Raw genomic sequence first — 16,372 nt, forward strand, 5'->3', positions numbered from 1 at the left:
GAAACCACACCCCTATCGCTCGCCGCTTGGCGAGCCCTGGCACATGGAGATGCGCGATGTCGTTCTGGAAGAAGCTGTTTGGCGGCGGCGGTGGCGGCGAGACCGTGGAAGAAGCGGCCGGCGAGCCGGTCGAGCACAATGGCTTTACCATTCGCGCGACGCCGTTCAGCGAAGGCGGCCAGTTCCAGACTTGCGGCGTGATTTCCAAAGAGATCGGCGGGGAGGTGAAGGAGCACCGCTTCATCCGCGCCGACCGGTTCACCTCGAAAGACGACGCGATCGACGTCACGCTGCGCAAGGCGCGGCAGATCATCGACGAGCAGGGGGAGCGGATCTTTGGCTAGGACGGCTTCGGCGCTGGTGCTGGTTTCAAGCCTGCTGTTTTGCGGGTGCACCACCTATGGCGGCGTTACCGGCGCGCGGATCAGCGGCTCGACTCTGTCGACATCGTCGGCGAGCGCCAGCATCGGCACCGATGGAGTGTCGACGCGATCGAGCCGTTCCACGACTGACATCAGGATGCCCGAATAGGCGGGTCGAGGAGGAAATCATGTCTCTCAAGGGAAAGACCCTGTTCATCTCGGGCGGGTCGCGCGGGATCGGTCTGGCGATCGCGCTGCGGGCGGCCCGCGACGGCGCGAACGTGACGATCGCGGCGAAGACCGGCGAGCCGCACCCGAAGCTGCCCGGCACGATCTACACCGCCGCCGAAGACATCGAGGAAGCCGGTGGCAAGGCCCTGCCGATCCTGTGCGATATCCGTGAAGAGGTACAGGTTGCAGCGGCGGTTGAAAAGACGGTCGAGACCTTTGGCGGCATCGACATCTGCATCAACAATGCCAGCGCGATCAACCTGACCGGGACGCTCGCCACGGACATGAAGCGCTTCGACCTGATGCATCAGGTCAACACGCGAGGCACGTTCCTGGTCTCGAAAATGTGCATTCCGCATTTGAAGTTGGCCGGTAATCCTCACATTCTGAATCTTTCGCCGCCGCTCGACATGCAGGCCAAGTGGTTTCAGAACCACGTCGCCTACACGATGGCGAAATTCGGCATGTCGATGTGCACGCTGGGCATGAGCGCGGAGTTTGCCAAGGACGGCATCGCGGTCAATTCGCTGTGGCCGCTGACGGCCATCGATACAGCTGCGGTGCGCAACCTTCTGGGCGGCGAAACCGTGGCGGCGATGAGCCGTTCGCCCGCGATCATGGCGGATGCCGCTCATGCAATCCTGACGCGGCCGTCGCGCGATTGCACCGGCAACTTCTTCATCGACGAGGAAGTGTTGCGCGAGGAAGGTGTGAGTGACTTTTCCGTCTATTCTCCCGGCGCGAAGGGCCCGCTGGCTGCCGACTTCTTCGTTCCCGATGCGGTGTACGAGAAATCTGACACGAAAGTCGTGCGCTCGTTCGGCTGAAGCCGGTCGAAGACAACGTTGCCCGGCGTTGACAGGTGTCAACGCAAGATCTGGTCGTATTCAATGATTTTCGAGGCCAACGGGTCCCGATAGTCTCCGCTTCGACTTCCTGGATGAGGCCGGGTGCGGGCAACTATGGCCGGTTAAGGGCAGGACCCACCATCGGTCATCTGTGTCGACCGACGAGAGCTCCTGTACATAAAGCAAGGCCCGGCCGGGAGGGGGATCGGCCGGGCCTTGCGCCGTCGTCCCCCAATGGGGGACGGGGCAGGGAACCTTACTGCTGCGCTTCGGCTACAGGCGAGACCAGCGCGGTGATGCGGCGCATTGCGACCCGGCGATTTTCGCGTTCCGGGTCCTCCGTATTGATCTTCAGATAGCTCTCGCCATAGCCCTGCGTGACGAGGTTTTCAGGCGGGATGCCGAAAACGTTCGTCAGGGCAGCCGCGACGGATTCGGCGCGCTGGTCCGACAGAGCCAGATTGGCCTCGTCGGTGCCGACGGCATCCGTGTGGCCCTCGATGAGGAACGTCTCCGCCGGGTTTTCTTCCAACAGGCGCTCCATGGCGATCGCTACGCCTTCCAGCCGGCCGATCTCGCTCTCGGCGATAGAGGCCGAACCGAATTCGAAGGTGATCGTATCGAGGTCGATGCGCCGCACGCTGTCGCGAACGCGGGCGGAATACTTCACCTCGTCGATCGAATAGAGGCGCCTGACAGGTTCAACCGGCGGCTGGTCGAGGAACTCGTAATAGTCCTCTGGCGCGTCGACTCGGCCTGCGTCGAGAATGTATTCCTCGACCGGTATCGTCAGACGCAACGGCGGCAGGTCGCGTGCCGGATCGCGCCATTCCCGTCGCTCGTCGCGCTCGGAATCGCGATCCCCGGCATAGACGAGTACGTATTCGCGGCCGTCGGGCGTGATACGCGAACGCCGGATGACGTCACCATAGCGATCGCGGATCGTGACCACCTCCACGCCGTTCGGGCGAACGATCGTTTCGCGGCTGCGGCCACGCGGCAGTTCTTCATAGTAGACCTCGCTCGCGTCGCGGCCCATGCGATCACGATCGTCGCTGCGCACGATGGTCTGGTTGTTGAACTGCAGGATCACGCGGTCGCCGATCTCGCGAAGCACATCGCTGCCTTCGCGGCTCTCGCGACGCTCGTCGCGGCGCTCAATGCGGCGCCCTTCTTCCTGGCGCAGGGACCGGACTTCGACGGGGGCCTCGAGCTGCTGGGCTTCCTCATCCGAAGCAGGGGGGGGACCTGATTGCTCCGGAGCCGGCTGCGCGGCTTCGCGGGCCGGCCGCTCACCATTGCCTTCCTTCTGGCTGTCCAGGATCGGCGTGCCCTGCTCGTTTTCGACAGGGGCGGCTTCCGCTGGCTGTTCGGGCTGTTGGGCCGGCGCAGCTTCAGGAGTCGGTGCCTCGTCGGCTTCCGGCTGGCTCTGCTGTTCTTCAGCCTCGGGTTCGGGCTGCTGGTCCTGAGCCCCGGCGGGCTGTTCCTGGGGAACCGGCGCATCCTCGGGCGTCGGAGCTTCCTCGGCAGGCGCCGCCTGCGGGGCGGGCTGTTCTTCTTCCGCAGCAGGCTGCTCCTCAGGCACAGGGGCCTCTTCAGGCGTTGCCTCTTCCTGTGTTGCAGCAGGAGCCTGCTCTTCGGCAGGAGCCGCTTCGGGAGCAGGTTGTTCTTCTTCCGCGGCAGGCTGCTCTTCAGGAACAGGAGCCTGTTCGGGCGTTGGCTCTTCTGCGGCGGCAGGCGCCTGCTCAGCAGGTTCTTCCTCCGGAATGGGCGCTTCCTCAGGCGTGGGCTCTTCGGCGGGCGCCGGCTGCTGAGCCTCGGGTTGGGGCTCCTCGACAGGTGCCTCGGGCTGTTCCGCAGCCGGCTCCTCGACAGGTGCTTCCGGTGCCGGCGCCTCGTCTACAGGCGCTTCGGCTGGGGCTTCCTCGGCAGGCGCTTCCTCGGCAGGCGCTTCCTCAGCGGGGGCTTCTTCTGCCGGTGCCTGCTCCTCCTGCTGACGGCGCAACTCTTCCTCGCTCGGTGCGTCAGTCGCCTGCGCAAGCAACACGGCATCCGATGGCTGGGACGATCCGGCGGGCGCTGCGAGTGGCGTTTTGATCTGGGGGGCGGACATTGCGGGGGCGGCTGCCATTACAAGCGCCAGCGCAGTTCCCGCAACAATACCTGTTCGAATTCTCATTGGTCGTTCACTCCTGTCCGGTGGTCCCATCGGACAGGCAACTTAGAATGCAGCACTTTGTTCCCCTCAAGCAGCGACAACGGCTGAAGCCGGGCGATTGTGGGGCGATTGCGTGGCCAGCCGGCATGGACTTGACCGCGGCGCCGCGAACGCCCAAACCGGCACCATGAGCCGACCATACTGGAGAGAGAAGACGCTGGAGGAACTGTCCCCGCTGGAATGGGAACAGCTTTGCGATGGTTGTGGCAAGTGCTGCCTGGCAAAGCTGGAAGACGAAGACAGCGGCGAAATCTACTTTACCAGCGTTGGTTGCCGTCTGTTCGATGGTGCGCAATGCCGCTGCCGCGATTATCCGAACCGGCTGAGCGAAGTGCCGGACTGTGTCGGTCTGACGCCGGAAAAGGTGCGTGCCCTGAAATGGTTGCCCACGACATGCGCCTACCGCCTAGTGGCGGAGGGCCATGACCTTTACTGGTGGCACCATCTGGTTTCGGGTAGCCGCCAGACCGTTCATGACGCGGGCATTTCCATGCGCGGCAGGGTGAGCGTTTCCGAAGAGGAACTGGCGGACCCGGAAGACTATTTCGACTATATCCTGGAGGAAGAGCCCTAGCCGCAGGGCAGCGCTGGCTCGATCGCACGCCATTCAACAGAGGACCATCCTGATGAGCGAAGCTGAAACAATCGCGCTGGTGGAGCGCTATATCGCCGCGTTCAACGCCGGCGACAACGACGCAATGCTGGCGTGCCTGTCGCAGGACGTGGCCCACGACATCAACCAGGGCGCGCGCGAAATCGGCAAGGACAAGTTCCGCTGGTTTCTCGGCATGATGGACAAGCACTATCGCGAGGAACTGTCCGACGTCGTCATCATGGCCGGACAGGGCGGCAGCCGCGCCTCGGCGGAATTCACCGTGCGCGGCAAATACCTTGCAACGGCTGAAGGTCTTCCCGAAGCCGACGGCCAGACCTATTCGCTCCCGGCCGGCATCTTCTTCGAGGTCGATGACGGGCTGATCTCGCGGGTGACGACCTACTACAATCTCGCCGACTGGACGGCGCAGGTCAGCAAGGGCTGAGGCTATGGTGGAGGTGCGTCGGCTTTCGCGCGCGGAGGCCGCGGCGCGCTTCGATGATCTTGCCCGGCTGCGCATCGAAGTGTTCCGCGATTTCCCCTATCACTATGACGGGGACGTGGCGTACGAACGGGGCTATCTGGCGACCTACATGAAGGCGCCGGGCGCGCTCGTCATTGGCGCGTTCGATGGCACGAATCTCGTCGGCGCAGCGACGGCGGCACCCTTGAACGAGCATTTCGAGGAGTTCGCCGCGCCGCTTGCCGAGCGGGGCTACGACCCCGCGCGGTTCTTCTATTTCGGCGAATCGGTGCTTCTGAAGCCCCATCGCGGCCGTGGCATCGGCGTGACATTCTTCGAGGCGCGCGAGGACGCCGCGCGTGCGGCTGGTTTCGCAGACTGCCTGTTTTCTTCCGTGGTGCGGCCGCTGGATCACCCGGCGAGACCTCGCGACTATCAGCCGCTAGACGCGTTCTGGCGCAAACGTGGCTATGCGCCGATCGAAGGGCTGACGACAGGATTTTCCTGGCGTGACCTTGGCGAGGCGGAGGAAAGCGTCAAGCCGATGGAGTATTGGCACAAGGCGCTGTGAAGCGGCGGAGACTGAACGCTTGATGAACGACCGGTTCGAAACCGGTTCAGGAATGGCGCGTTATGGTCCAGGGCATCGAACAACCAGCCCGGAGACAGACCATGTTCAAGTTCATCAAGACCGTAGCACTTTCCGCCCTCATCGGCATCAGCGCGTTTGCGGCAATGCCCGCCACCGCCCAAGCCCAGAGCGGCGGCATCTATCTCGGCTTCGGCAGCCAGGGACCGAGCATCGGCGTACAGTTCCATGATCGTGATCGCGACCGTGACCGCCGTCACGGTTTCCGTCGCGACCGCGACCGTGGCTGCTCGGCGCGCGAGGCTGTGAACAAGGCAGAGCGGATGGGACTGCGCCGCGCGCGTGTCATCGGCGAAAATCGCCGCGTCCTGCGCGTGGCAGGGCGTGCGCGTGGCCATGGCCCGGCGACGATCGTGTTCGCCAATGCACGCAACTGCCCGGTCATCCGCTAAAGCCCAGGCCGCTCCGGCAACCCGCATGATCAACGCCGGCTCGAAAGAGCCGGCGTTTTTCGTTTTTGCTATGAGTGACTACTGCTTGAGTTCGAAGGTGACGTTGACCTGGACGCGGTAGGTGTTCTCGCCGGCAGCAACGGGCACCGAGTCGGCGGCTGCCTCCATGCGGAGTGCCTTACCGGCCATCGGCATGGGCGGCTGCGAAAAGGCCTGTTCCGACATTTCGATCACCGGGCCGAGCTCTGCGCCGGCTGCTTCCGCAAGTGTTCGGGCACGCGCCATCGCATCTTCCACTGCGCGCTTGCGTGCCTGTGTCGTGGCCTCGGCCGGATCGTCGTTGGTGAAGACGATGCTGCCGCCCTGGTTGACGCCCAGCGTCACCGAGCGATCGATGATCTCGCCGACGGCGTCTATGTCGCGCACGCGCACGCTGAGCGTGTTGGAGACCTGATAGGCGACGATACGCGGCTGTTCCTCGCCGCCATTGTTCTGCGGATAGACATAGCGCGGATTGATCTGCAGGCCGGCGGTCTGAAGGTCTCGATCCTCAATGCCGGCCTCCTTCATCGCAGCTATTACGGCTGCCATGGCCTCATTATTCTGGTCGAGTGCCGCGCGCGCGGTCTCGGCTTCGCGCATGACGGCGAGCGACAGGATCGCCATGTCGGGCGCGACCGCCATCTCGCCTTCGCCGGAGACCACGATGCGCGGCGTGCGCGGTCCTTCCTCTGCGAAAACGGGCGCGGGAAAGGCGAGGGCGGCAGCCAACAGAAGCGGCGCGTAACGACGGTACATGAACGATCTCCGATCCGGTTTAATGTCCCTGGTTGCGGGATAGATAGCGAATATGTGTGGATTGCGGCGGCGCACTTGTGCGCGAAGGAAAAAGCCACTAGGTCAACCGCGTGGGGCCTGTAGCTCAATGGTTAGAGCCGGCGGCTCATAACCGCTTGGTTGGGGGTTCGAGTCCCTCCGGGCCCACCATTCTCGGCTGTCCGACTTGGTCCAGTTTGTGCCACAACGGCCATTTTATCTTTCTGTTTCAGTGGATTGCGGCAATGGTATTGTTTGTCGTCGTCTCGTTGCGTCCGACGAAATCCGGGCTGCCTGTTGGTAAAATTGTTGGTTTCGAGTGGCGGTTTATGCAAAAATACCAACATGCCCTTGACCGATGTCTTCTGCCGAACCGTTAAAGCTGCTGAAAAGCCCCAGAAATTCAGCGACGGCGGCGGTCTATTCCTGCTTGTCGAGCCACGTGGGAGCAAACTTTGGCGGTTGGCTTATCGATTCGATGGCAAGCAAAAGACACTTTCATTTGGTGTCTACCCAACAATCGGCTTGAAGGAAGCGCGCGAGCAGCGAGACCGGGCGCGAGAACTGTTGGCCCGCGACATCGATCCAGGAGAACACAAGAAGCAGTTGAAGCGCAGAAAGCGACTTGAAGCGGAGAACACTTTTGAAACCGTTGCCCGCGAGTGGTTCGATGGGCAAAAATCGGGATGGACGCAGGGTTATTCTGACAGGATCCTGAGAAGACTGGAAGCCGATGTCTTTAGGGAAATTGGCCGCCGACCGATCAACGATATTGAGCCACCCGAGCTGTTAGAAACAATTCGGAAAATCGAAAAGCGTAATGCGGTGGTCCTTGCTCGCCGATTGCTGCAAGTTTGCGGCCAAGTCTTTCGATATGCCGTCGCCAGCGGACTTGCGAAGCGCGATCCGTCGCAGGATATCCGGGGCGCGTTGCGCTCCGCCGGTCCTAAGAAGCGACGCACCGCACTCAAGGAAGCCGAAATTCCGGAGTTTCTGTCTGCGCTAGACGCTTACGAAGGTGACCGCAGAACCGTGCTGGCGCTCAAACTGGTCATGCATACATTCTTACGCACATCCGAAATTCGCTTTGGGGTTTGGTCGGAATTGGAGGCACTGGGCACCGAGCGTGCGCTCTGGCGCATACCGGCAGAGCGAATGAAAGCAAGGTCTGAGCATCTGGTACCGATTACGCCTCAGGTCGAGCTGATTCTTGAGGAGCTAAAGCGGCTCTCTGGCGATAGCCCCTACCTTCTGCCTGCGAAGACAAAGGAAGGGGTAATATCTCAGAACACGCTCATCTATGCGCTTTATCGGATGGGCTACCATTCCCGAGCTACAGTTCACGGTTTCAGAGGGACGGCCAGCACGATCCTAAACGAGCACGGTTTCAACCGCGACTGGATTGAGCGCCAATTGGCTCATGCCGAGCGCGACGGGGTGCGTGCAGCCTACAACTCTGCTGAATGGCTACCTGATCGCCGAAACATGCTTCTCTGGTGGTCTATGCACCTTGAAAACTTGAACAATGGCGGGCTGCGGGATGGCTAAACAGTCGTCAGACCGTGCCCGAGAGAGGTTTTTCTTTGAGCATACGTGGCTCCGGTTTTCGCCGCGGCGCAATCTTCGATTCCTCCTGCGGGATGATGAGCAGTTTCTCGATCAAAAGGAGATGGTGACGAGAGCACTATCGACGTGGGTAATCTCCGGTCGCCGCACACTGTGCAAGAACGCTATTGCTTTACAGATCGTCAGCACGATTGGCCGGGTAGAGCGCATCGCCTTCGAGGAACATCAGCAACGAGACATCATCACCGATTTCGTCGGGCGTGTATCGCACATGAAACCGGAGTTTTTCACGCTCGCCTATTATCCGATTGGCGGTATGACCACTTTGTCGAAAATGTCCTCGCTAAAGCGGCACCGTGAGGTTCTGGCGGATGCATCGAAGGACCTTGATGCCTTCATCGAGCTGATGCGGATCTTCCATTTCTGGCAAGCCGAGCTAGTCGATCCGACGCGGTTCGCAAAGCCCAGTCTGAACAAGGCGGTGGGGCTGATTGCGGACGTGAAGGCGTGGACAACGTTTCCAGCGTTCAGCACCAGCAAGCTTCGCGGCGATCTGCGCCGTTACATGGGGCGAGGAGCACTGATCTATGCAGCATCAACGATCGAACTAGGGAACGGCCGGACCTTGTTGGAGGCGATGCGGCTGCACTTCCTCTCGTTTGATCAGCTGCAACCTGTCCTCGATCTCTGGATTGCCCGCGCTCAGTTCGTGACCCAGTCGCTCTTACAGCACGTGGCGAAAGTTGCCGACCAGACGGGTCGGGAAACGTACGACCCTAAGGGGCTAAATATGAACACGCTGCCGAGGGGCGATGCCAGTTCTTTCCCACTCGATCCTCCTTTCTCCGCGGAAGCCGAGAAAGCAGTTCGCAAGCAGTTCATTCGCGATCCCGGCGGGCGGCCGAAAACGCGAAAGGTTGAGCAGGAGGTGACGCCATCGGATCGAGCAGCGAAAGGGTTGCCCTAAAAAATCCAGCAAATGTTTTGCCGTCCGATACGGTTCTATCTGTCGGTCCTCTTCAACACAGAGAGGACTAGGAAATGAAGGACAGAACTGTAACCAACCTGCGCGGCACCCATGCATTTAGCAATGTGGCGGCAACCGAAAAGCGCCTGCTCGCGGGCTTTCAACCTGACGGCTATGTTCGTCTCACTTCGATCATCAGGCCCTTGGGTCCGCTGCCAATCAGCCGCAGCACGTGGTGGAAAGGCGTCAAAGAAGGGCGCTATCCCCAGCCGATCAAGCTCGGGCCGCGCATCACGGCGTGGCGTACCGCCGATATTATTGAGCTTGTTGAGCGGACGGGAGGGCCCGTCAATGACTAAGAACGAGAAGCCCCGGCTGAACGGGAGGCTGTCACTGGCGAACGGCCGCGAAAGTTTCGGTAACCGAAAAATTGCTACGAGCGATCCTGGAAGCAGTGAGAACAGGCCGCCCGCCTTCCCAGATATGTGTGGGTGGAAGTCCGTCAGCTACACGAACCAGTTCCCAGCGATGAGGGACAATCCACTGGAGATGGTGGACCGCTGTCAGACAGCCTTCTCCGCACTGGACTCCAGCTTCCGTCGTCAGCGTCGCGAGTTGATGGCGCTGATCTACGGCTTCGCCATGATAGCCCGCGATGATCCGGCCACTATGGAGGGCTTCATGAAGAAGCCATTCTGGAAGCACCGCAAGTACAAGGTGCAGTCGGGTATACTGCAATTGGCAATGCAGTATTGCCTCAAGGCTCCGAACGATGACCCTAAGTACGGACGCGCCTGCACGTATGCGCGCGGCCTGTCCGAATTCTTCGATAAAGCTATTCCAATGGAGGAAATCCCCGATCTGATCGAAAAGGCGGGTGGTATAGAGAAGCTTGCTGGTCCGGAGGTTTATCGGCACGCTGATGACCCTCGGAACAGTCGGGCAGCCAGCACTGGTGCTGCTCACCGCTCCCAATCGGTCTCTGAAAATAGGGGTGAGGCGGAGGGGCAGGACGAACCGTCGGTTGAGGTCCATGCTTCACCCCATGCAGATGTTCTCGAACTCGACGTTCTCGCTGATGCGGGCACTGACCCTACTCCGATAGGGAACAGGCCAGCGCGTGCCTCCGCCCCTAAGCCCGACTGGAGCTGCCAGATCTTGGTCGAGCTGTCACCGAAACAGATGAGCCGAGCGATGAACTGTCGCGAGAATGAGCGGGTCAAGATCGTTGCCACCGTCTCAGGCGAACCCGGAAAGTGGCGCGCATTTGATGCCACGTCCGTCAAGAAACTGCCTGCAAGAGATCTTCCGTAAGTGGGTGCGACACCGGGGCGACCTTTGTCCCGGTGTCGGCTGTCGATTTCTAGTTCAGTTCGCTGACCGCTCTGGGCAGCACGAGGATGTCGTCACATCCAGTGCGTCCCGACTTAATTGCCTTGAAGACGTAATCGGTGACCTCGCCCGGCGTTTCATGGATCTCCATCGTATGAATGCGATGGAGATGGGGCTCAGCATCGAAATAGAGCCGCTGCTCATCGAAGAAGATGTGGTCACTTAACAAAATGCCCCGCTTCCGCAGCCGCGAGTGCGGTGACTCCAGTGCCATTATGTGCACGTGCTGGCCGTCATTCAAGGCGATGTTCGCGTAGTGATCCTTGTCCCACTTTGGTATCGGCCAGTCCGTGCAGCCCATCCAGAGAGGCAGCCTGTCCCAAGCTTCCTTGCGCGGGCGTCGGTTTGTCCTTGTCAGAACCTTTTCGAAGGTCCTGCGGACTGTGTCATACATCTCAATCTGTTTGCGGGCTGGCGAGCCCGGTATCGGCTTGAACATGAATGTCAGCATGTAGGGTTCGTAACCGGCGTCGAGGCGATCTTCTACCCACTCGACATAGCCTGCGACGAGTTCTTTTGATTGCATGGTATTCTCCAACTCGATGGTAGCGATGGTTGTCGCATCGTCGTCTTCGGATTCGCCGATGACGAACATCAGTTTCCTGCGGTGTCAGAAGAGCCATTCGGCAAATCCGGCACCATATGCTGAGGCTCCAGGAGCCAAAGCATTCTAGGCCTGATGAGACAGTAAGGTTCTCCGCGGGCCATCTCCACGCGGATACCACTTTGCTGCTGATGTGAATTGGCATGATGCCGACATCACCCTTTACCGGCCGGAGCGCAGTGCTCTTCTTTGCCAAGGCAGGACTTCGATGGTGGTGACAGGCGAAGAGGGAAATTGCAGGGATGCTTGAGGCGGCGCTGGAAAAACTCGTCGTGGGCAATGAAGATTTTGAAGCGATCGAGAACGCTTACGACGTGTACTGCCCGTTCGAAGCTATCGGTGTGATCCGGCAGGAAATTCGGCACGCGCATTTCCTAGCGCATTGCTTGGATCCTCAGCGGCCCCATGGATTTGGTGCTGAGTGCCTGAGAGCAGTGATGCGTGTCGCAGCAAAAGCTAAACAGTCTGACGCATATCAAGCCGACGGTCATTTTTCGTCACTCGATGTGCATCTGATGGATTTGGATTCAGCACAAATCCGTCGGGAATGGCGTCGCATCGATCTTGTAATCGTGCTGCGCGAAGAGCGGCTGATTATCGCTGTTGAGCTCAAAATCGATGCTCGTGAGCACTCCGGCCAGCTCACACGGTACCGCAGCATCGTGGATGAGGAATGGCCGCGTTCCGAAGGGTGGCGGCACATGTTCCTGTTTCTGACCGCAGCGGGGGACGACGTAAGCGAAGAGGAAGCATCCCATTGGCTTCCAATCGAATTTGATGCCATCGCTCGCGAGATCGAAAAGATCACCGACAAGGGACTCGGCAACCCTGATGCTCGGGCCCTCTTAACCGCATATCTACGAATGCTTAGGAGACATCTCTTGACGGATGACCGGATGAAGGAACTTGCCGCGAAACTGTGGAGCCAGCATCGGGAAGCCTTGGCCTTCTTGATGGATAATCGACCGGACACCGGCGACGGATTGCTCGCGCATCTAAACGAGGAGCGGCTTCAACTGGCCAGCATGCTGGCTGACGCAAGTGGTCTGGACGTTCAGTGCGATGATTTCAGTCGGAACTTTATCCGGTTTGGCATCGCGGATTGGGACGGCGTCGTCGGCATGACGGATGGGACTTGGACGTCATCCAACAGGCTTATGTTGATCGAACTTGCGCAGGCGAAGTCAGGTCGCGTGAGGATGCGGTTCGTACTAGGGCCGGGTCAGTCCGGCGCGCGGCAGAGAATCTATCAGCTGCTTGAATCCGGCGACGTTAAACTGGGCAGGCGCGGCAAGTTGTCGGGTATGTTCACCCGCTTGGCTTCACAGAGTGTCGCTCTACCGGAAGAAATTGAAGACGGTGAGTTCGCCGGTGCCATCGAAATCGTCAAAAGCGCGCTTCTTCGATTTGGGGAGAATGAAATCAAAGCCTACGACCGCGCTTTGAGACCCACATCAGCACCAACGTTGACATAGGAAAATAATCCTGTTAGCTTGCCAGTGGGCGCGGTTGCGTGCTCGCACTGTCATGCTGTCGAACGAAGGGAAGTCGCGGTGAACCAGCACTTGCATCGAACTGCCGCGCCACCCGGCGGCGCACCATGGCATTCACCATCCACACCTTGCGAGGGGGCCTTCGGGCTCCCTTTTTTTTTGGAGATGAGCCAATGAACACTTCCGTGACCGCTGCCACCGCGTTGCCAGCCCCCTTTCCCACTACGCTGCAATTGCCCCTTGTCGCGCTACCAACGCCGACGCCTTCCAAACGACCGGCCCCGGTGCTGATCCTCGGCCGTGATGACAATGGGCGACCACATGCCTCGCGATTCCGGACGGGGGACGCGCAACTGGCCAAGGACGCTGCCGATGCGATGCAAATGTGTTCGGTTGCCGCGGAGACTGACGTGTTGTTACGGCTGGCCGACAAGCTGCCCGAGGGCAAGATCTTCGCCAGCGGCAAGGCGTTCGTGCCCTTTGTCAAGCAGGAGATATACGACCAACTTGTTGCCCACCTACCAGTTGGCACTACCATCCCTCGCCGAAAGCCGAAGCTGATCCAGGCCGCTGGTAATCCCAATCCCCCGGTCAAACCAGAGACCGGCTCGAACTACGCGGCAGTGACCCGGCAAGCAGCAACGCCACAACGCGGTTCGCTGCCCGACGATTTCACCAAGATCAAGGTCGGCAGCCTCGTGCTCGCCTCTCTCGCCCGCGATGACGGCTGGTGGCCCGCCATCGTGACCGAAGACAAAGGCGACGGCATGTTCGTCCTACAGTGGCAGGATTGGTCGGACTGGGAGCCTTTCCAGCGCACGCGCGAGCAATTGGCTCTGTTGCACCCAAGCTACAACGGGCAGTGAGGGACGGTCATGTTCGACATCGATCCCATTATGGCCGACGTCAGCCGTGACGGGCTGAACAAAGTTCATGCAACGCGGCGGCTGAACGACACCTTCCGGCGCACCTTCGCGGGCGGCACCGTCGTCGTGACGCCGGGCGTGAGAGCCCTCGACCCTACCAATCACCGCGCGCTGCTCAAGGCGGTGCAGACTTTTGACGCCTTTGCTACCGAGAACGATCCATACGAGGAGCGCGACTTCGGTGCGGTCGAGCACAACGGCGAACGGTACTTCTGGAAAATCGACTACTACGATCTCGGCCTGAGCAACGCCTCGCCTGACCCAAGCGACCCGGAATTGACCATTCGCGTCATGACGATCATGCGGGCGGATGAATACTGATGGAAAGCAACACGTGCCCCGCGTCGCCCCTGCTGCTCGGCTGCGGCGAGCGGGATCAACCAGTCTTTCGCTTGCGTCCAGACGGCAATGACGGGGGTGGTGAATCAGGAGTCTCCACCGGGTCGAAGAGCGCTTTGACCTCAACTTCCAGCACCGCCGCCATGGCTTCCAACGTCGCAACGGTGACGTTCTCCGAGCCGCGCTCGACGCGACCGACATATGAGCGATCAATGCCGGTCTCGAGCGCCAGCCTCTCTTGGCTGAGTCCTTTGGCCACGCGCAGGCGTCGAACATTCCAGCCGATGGTTTGTCGCACATTCATGCGGCTGAATAGAACAGTTCAGCGGCTTGACAATCGACGGACTTACAGTCCCCTATTCCACCACAGGTGTAGCTGTCCGACAGCGCTAACCTGTTGTAGGAGCAAGTCTCGATGGAGGAGGTATTTCTTGATCACCGCGATAGAATTCGGGCCGCGCGCTGTACGCCTGCGAGCCTCGGCAGGTGCTACGAGGCCAATTTGGCAGCACACCTGCGACGGCAACCGCCACACGCGCCGACGAGCCTGCAAGGGCCCTATGCGCCGCCCTGCTGACGTGGGGGGGTGCATGATGCGCATCGCCATTGGAATTTTGGGCTTGGCCCTCGGCATGCTGGTGCTGCTGCAATCGTGCGCGATCAGCATCGGCTCAGACGTCGTTGGCGATGCCACGACATCAGAAGCGGGCGGCGTCGGCATCATCATGGGCATACTCTACTTCATCGGCGGAGCGTTTGCGTTCGGCCTGCCGCTCGTTTCGCTGATCGTGTTTGCGCTTGCAACTCTTGCCGGGCTTACCATCGGCACCGGAGTGTTCGCGGACTTGCAAATCTGGGCGTACGTGGCGCTGGCGCTGGCGGTGCTTAGCTTCGTCGCATGGCGGAAAGGTCGGCGGAAAACGGATAACGCCGGAGCGTCGGGAGCATGATGGCATTCGTTCGCCGCACGCTTGTTCAGACGCTGATCATAATAACCTTCACGGCACCATATTTCATCGGCGCACATGCACAGGACCTGACACCGGAAGACATTGAGAACATCCTGTCCAACGCAGATCGAACAGAGGAAAGCTCCGCGCTACCGCCAGAAGGTTGGACGGCGGGCCGATGGCGGTGCAACCTCATCGAACGTCTGGCTGAGGCCAGCTACAGTGCTGGCAGCGTCACTCTGAACAATTTCCAATTCGGGGAAGCAACGGAGTTCGGCTATCCAGTCCCACGAGCGCGGCTCGCATTCAGTGCCGTCAATCGAAGCGTTGATCCGGTACATTTCAGCTTGCAGTTCATCGGGCTGCGCGCCAGCGAGCCGGTTGTTGCCTTGTCTGCTCAACCCTCATTTGGGATGATTCCGCTCAGACGAATGACGAGGTGCGCGCGGGGGCCATGGTCACACCGGGCGAGGTATCGACCATCGATCAATTCTGTCTTCGCATCGACGGGAATTTTTAGGATGCATGAGGTCGCTAGAATACGGCGCAGGAAGATCGCCACCGCATTGTTCGGGATGATCTCTACGGCAGCGCTTGCTCTACCCTCGTCGGCTCAAGCCTCGGACTGTATCGAACGGCAGCAGGCCGCTTGGCAAATGCAGATCATGCGGCAGGAACTGGCCTATGCCTATCCAAGCGGCCAAGCTCCCGCTTGGTACTCGACGGCGAACCAGACGCAATCGCAGGCGGCGCTGCGCGAGTTGATGAGCGGGGATTACACCGAAGCGATCCACGGGCACATCGACCAGCTTCACCTGCTGCCTCTGCCCAACGGGCGATATCTCACGCTGATCAGCGTGCAGGATCGGGTGTGCGGGTTTGACGGAAACCTCATTGCTGAACCTACGCGCGCCCGCGCCAGCATCACCGCAGCCGAGAATGTCCGCGCCGCACAGCAGGAGCAGAAGGCGGCACGCTTTCCCGGCAGTCCGGAATTTGAGGAGTTGTACCAGATCGGGCTCGATGCCCATCCGGCCCAACAACCCTATCCGAGCCACACCTGCGAAGCGCTTGCCCATGATCCCGAGCTACAACTCATCCCTGAACTTGACGAGCTAGAGGTCAATGGGACTTGGCGCGGGCAGACAGTGACGTACCTGTCGAACCGTGATGACACGGCCAAGAAGTTCCTGTTTCACATATTCGGCCCCGACAAGAACGACGATTACCCGTGGATGGAAGGATTGTTCCTACGCGAGCGTGGTCTACAAACTGACGCCATCCTCATCGTGCGTGAGAACGTCTGCGGGCTCGACGGCCGCGCCTCGTTTGCGACTGAGCAGGTTCGCCAATGGTTGAGCACGCCGCCGGACAACCAGCCCACGTTCCAGCCCGGCGACATTATCTATATGACGCCTAGCGAGCGAGAGGCGTTTCAGACGCTGATGGGTGCTCTTGGCGGAACGGCCCGCTAACTCCGACAGACAGCGCTGAGGGTGAGTATTCTCACGAACGTTGCTAATGTGAACCTTAGCTAATGCCCGCTTTCGACCCCTCTGCG

The 16,372-nt window shown here is 60.3% G+C and carries 19 protein-coding genes and 1 tRNA gene; 16 read left to right on the forward strand and 4 right to left on the reverse strand.

The features are described from left to right. Nucleotides 1-56: 56 nt before the first annotated feature. Both AAFN84_RS03050 and AAFN84_RS03055 read left to right on the forward strand, forming a co-directional pair. Nucleotides 57-344: an HlyU family transcriptional regulator gene (locus AAFN84_RS03050; protein ID WP_347513032.1), complete on the forward strand. Its 288-nt coding sequence runs from the start codon at nt 57-59 to the stop codon at nt 342-344. A gap of 206 nt (nt 345-550) precedes the next feature. Beyond that, a complete protein-coding gene (locus AAFN84_RS03055; RefSeq protein ID WP_347513033.1) occupies nt 551-1,420 on the forward strand; it encodes an NAD(P)-dependent oxidoreductase in 870 nt (289 codons plus the stop codon). A 277-nt stretch (nt 1,421-1,697) separates the two neighbouring features. On the opposite strand, the gene AAFN84_RS03060 is transcribed toward AAFN84_RS03055, so the two are convergent. Then, the gene (locus tag AAFN84_RS03060) at nt 1,698-3,620 is read right to left on the reverse strand and encodes an OmpA family protein (protein ID WP_347513034.1); all 1,923 of its coding nucleotides are present in this window, start codon (nt 3,618-3,620) and stop codon (nt 1,698-1,700) included. A 166-nt stretch (nt 3,621-3,786) separates the two neighbouring features. On the opposite strand from AAFN84_RS03060, the gene AAFN84_RS03065 reads away from it, so the two are divergent. From AAFN84_RS03065 to AAFN84_RS03080, 4 genes are all read left to right on the forward strand, one after another. Continuing rightward, nucleotides 3,787-4,233, forward strand: a complete 447-nt coding sequence (locus AAFN84_RS03065; protein WP_347513035.1) for a YcgN family cysteine cluster protein — start codon at nt 3,787-3,789, stop codon at nt 4,231-4,233. Nucleotides 4,234-4,285: 52 nt separating this feature from the next. Beyond that, a complete protein-coding gene (locus AAFN84_RS03070) occupies nt 4,286-4,699 on the forward strand; it encodes a ketosteroid isomerase-related protein (RefSeq protein WP_347513036.1) in 414 nt (137 codons plus the stop codon). A gap of 4 nt (nt 4,700-4,703) precedes the next feature. Continuing rightward, nucleotides 4,704-5,288: a GNAT family N-acetyltransferase gene (locus AAFN84_RS03075; protein WP_347513037.1), complete on the forward strand. Its 585-nt coding sequence runs from the start codon at nt 4,704-4,706 to the stop codon at nt 5,286-5,288. Nucleotides 5,289-5,389: 101 nt separating this feature from the next. Continuing rightward, on the forward strand, nt 5,390-5,758 hold the full coding sequence (locus tag AAFN84_RS03080; RefSeq protein ID WP_347513038.1) for a hypothetical protein: 369 nt from the start codon (nt 5,390-5,392) through the stop codon (nt 5,756-5,758). 78 nt (nt 5,759-5,836) lie between these two features. On the opposite strand, the gene AAFN84_RS03085 is transcribed toward AAFN84_RS03080, so the two are convergent. Then, nucleotides 5,837-6,556 (reverse strand): SIMPL domain-containing protein, encoded by a 720-nt coding sequence (locus AAFN84_RS03085; protein WP_347513039.1) that lies wholly within the window; start codon nt 6,554-6,556, stop codon nt 5,837-5,839. A gap of 113 nt (nt 6,557-6,669) precedes the next feature. Between AAFN84_RS03085 and AAFN84_RS03090 the strand changes: the two genes are divergently transcribed. The 5 genes from AAFN84_RS03090 to AAFN84_RS03110 all read left to right on the forward strand — a co-directional run bounded on the left by AAFN84_RS03090 (nt 6,670) and on the right by AAFN84_RS03110 (nt 10,421). After that, nucleotides 6,670-6,745 (forward strand) — tRNA-Ile (locus tag AAFN84_RS03090). A 174-nt stretch (nt 6,746-6,919) separates the two neighbouring features. Further along, nucleotides 6,920-8,122, forward strand: coding sequence for an integrase arm-type DNA-binding domain-containing protein (locus AAFN84_RS03095; protein WP_347513040.1), 1,203 nt, complete (start codon nt 6,920-6,922; stop codon nt 8,120-8,122). Then, nucleotides 8,115-9,107, forward strand: coding sequence for a hypothetical protein (locus tag AAFN84_RS03100; RefSeq protein ID WP_347513041.1), 993 nt, complete (start codon nt 8,115-8,117; stop codon nt 9,105-9,107). The genes AAFN84_RS03095 and AAFN84_RS03100 overlap by 8 nt, the downstream gene beginning before the upstream one ends. 74 nt (nt 9,108-9,181) lie before the next feature. Next, on the forward strand, nt 9,182-9,466 hold the full coding sequence (locus tag AAFN84_RS03105) for an AlpA family phage regulatory protein (RefSeq protein WP_347513042.1): 285 nt from the start codon (nt 9,182-9,184) through the stop codon (nt 9,464-9,466). Then, nucleotides 9,459-10,421: a hypothetical protein gene (locus AAFN84_RS03110; RefSeq protein WP_347513043.1), complete on the forward strand. Its 963-nt coding sequence runs from the start codon at nt 9,459-9,461 to the stop codon at nt 10,419-10,421. Before AAFN84_RS03105 ends, AAFN84_RS03110 begins: the two co-directional genes overlap by 8 nt. A 49-nt stretch (nt 10,422-10,470) precedes the next feature. On the opposite strand, the gene AAFN84_RS03115 is transcribed toward AAFN84_RS03110, so the two are convergent. After that, the gene (locus tag AAFN84_RS03115; protein ID WP_347513044.1) at nt 10,471-11,094 is read right to left on the reverse strand and encodes a hypothetical protein; all 624 of its coding nucleotides are present in this window, start codon (nt 11,092-11,094) and stop codon (nt 10,471-10,473) included. A 251-nt stretch (nt 11,095-11,345) separates the two neighbouring features. Here AAFN84_RS03115 and AAFN84_RS03120 point away from each other — a divergent pair, with 251 nt between their 5' ends. The 3 genes from AAFN84_RS03120 to AAFN84_RS03130 all read left to right on the forward strand — a co-directional run bounded on the left by AAFN84_RS03120 (nt 11,346) and on the right by AAFN84_RS03130 (nt 13,843). Beyond that, nucleotides 11,346-12,578 (forward strand): PD-(D/E)XK nuclease family protein, encoded by a 1,233-nt coding sequence (locus AAFN84_RS03120; protein WP_347513045.1) that lies wholly within the window; start codon nt 11,346-11,348, stop codon nt 12,576-12,578. Between the two features lie 191 nt (nt 12,579-12,769). Then, nucleotides 12,770-13,462 (forward strand): hypothetical protein, encoded by a 693-nt coding sequence (locus AAFN84_RS03125; RefSeq protein ID WP_347513046.1) that lies wholly within the window; start codon nt 12,770-12,772, stop codon nt 13,460-13,462. A 9-nt stretch (nt 13,463-13,471) separates the two neighbouring features. Next, nucleotides 13,472-13,843, forward strand: coding sequence for a DUF3768 domain-containing protein (locus AAFN84_RS03130; protein ID WP_347513047.1), 372 nt, complete (start codon nt 13,472-13,474; stop codon nt 13,841-13,843). 55 nt (nt 13,844-13,898) lie between these two features. Here the strand turns inward: AAFN84_RS03130 and AAFN84_RS03135 are convergent, their stop codons facing one another. Beyond that, entirely contained in the window at nt 13,899-14,165 is a 267-nt protein-coding gene (locus AAFN84_RS03135) for a helix-turn-helix transcriptional regulator (protein WP_347513048.1), read from the reverse strand. Nucleotides 14,166-14,451: 286 nt separating this feature from the next. Between AAFN84_RS03135 and AAFN84_RS03140 the strand changes: the two genes are divergently transcribed. Further along, the gene (locus AAFN84_RS03140) at nt 14,452-14,811 is read left to right on the forward strand and encodes a hypothetical protein (protein ID WP_347513049.1); all 360 of its coding nucleotides are present in this window, start codon (nt 14,452-14,454) and stop codon (nt 14,809-14,811) included. Then, the gene (locus AAFN84_RS03145; RefSeq protein ID WP_347513050.1) at nt 14,808-16,286 is read left to right on the forward strand and encodes a hypothetical protein; all 1,479 of its coding nucleotides are present in this window, start codon (nt 14,808-14,810) and stop codon (nt 16,284-16,286) included. Before AAFN84_RS03140 ends, AAFN84_RS03145 begins: the two co-directional genes overlap by 4 nt. Nucleotides 16,287-16,372 lie beyond the last annotated feature (86 nt).

This window comes from Mesorhizobium sp. CAU 1741 (assembly GCF_039839275.1).
Taxonomy (GTDB): Bacteria; Pseudomonadota; Alphaproteobacteria; order Rhizobiales; family Rhizobiaceae; genus Aerobium.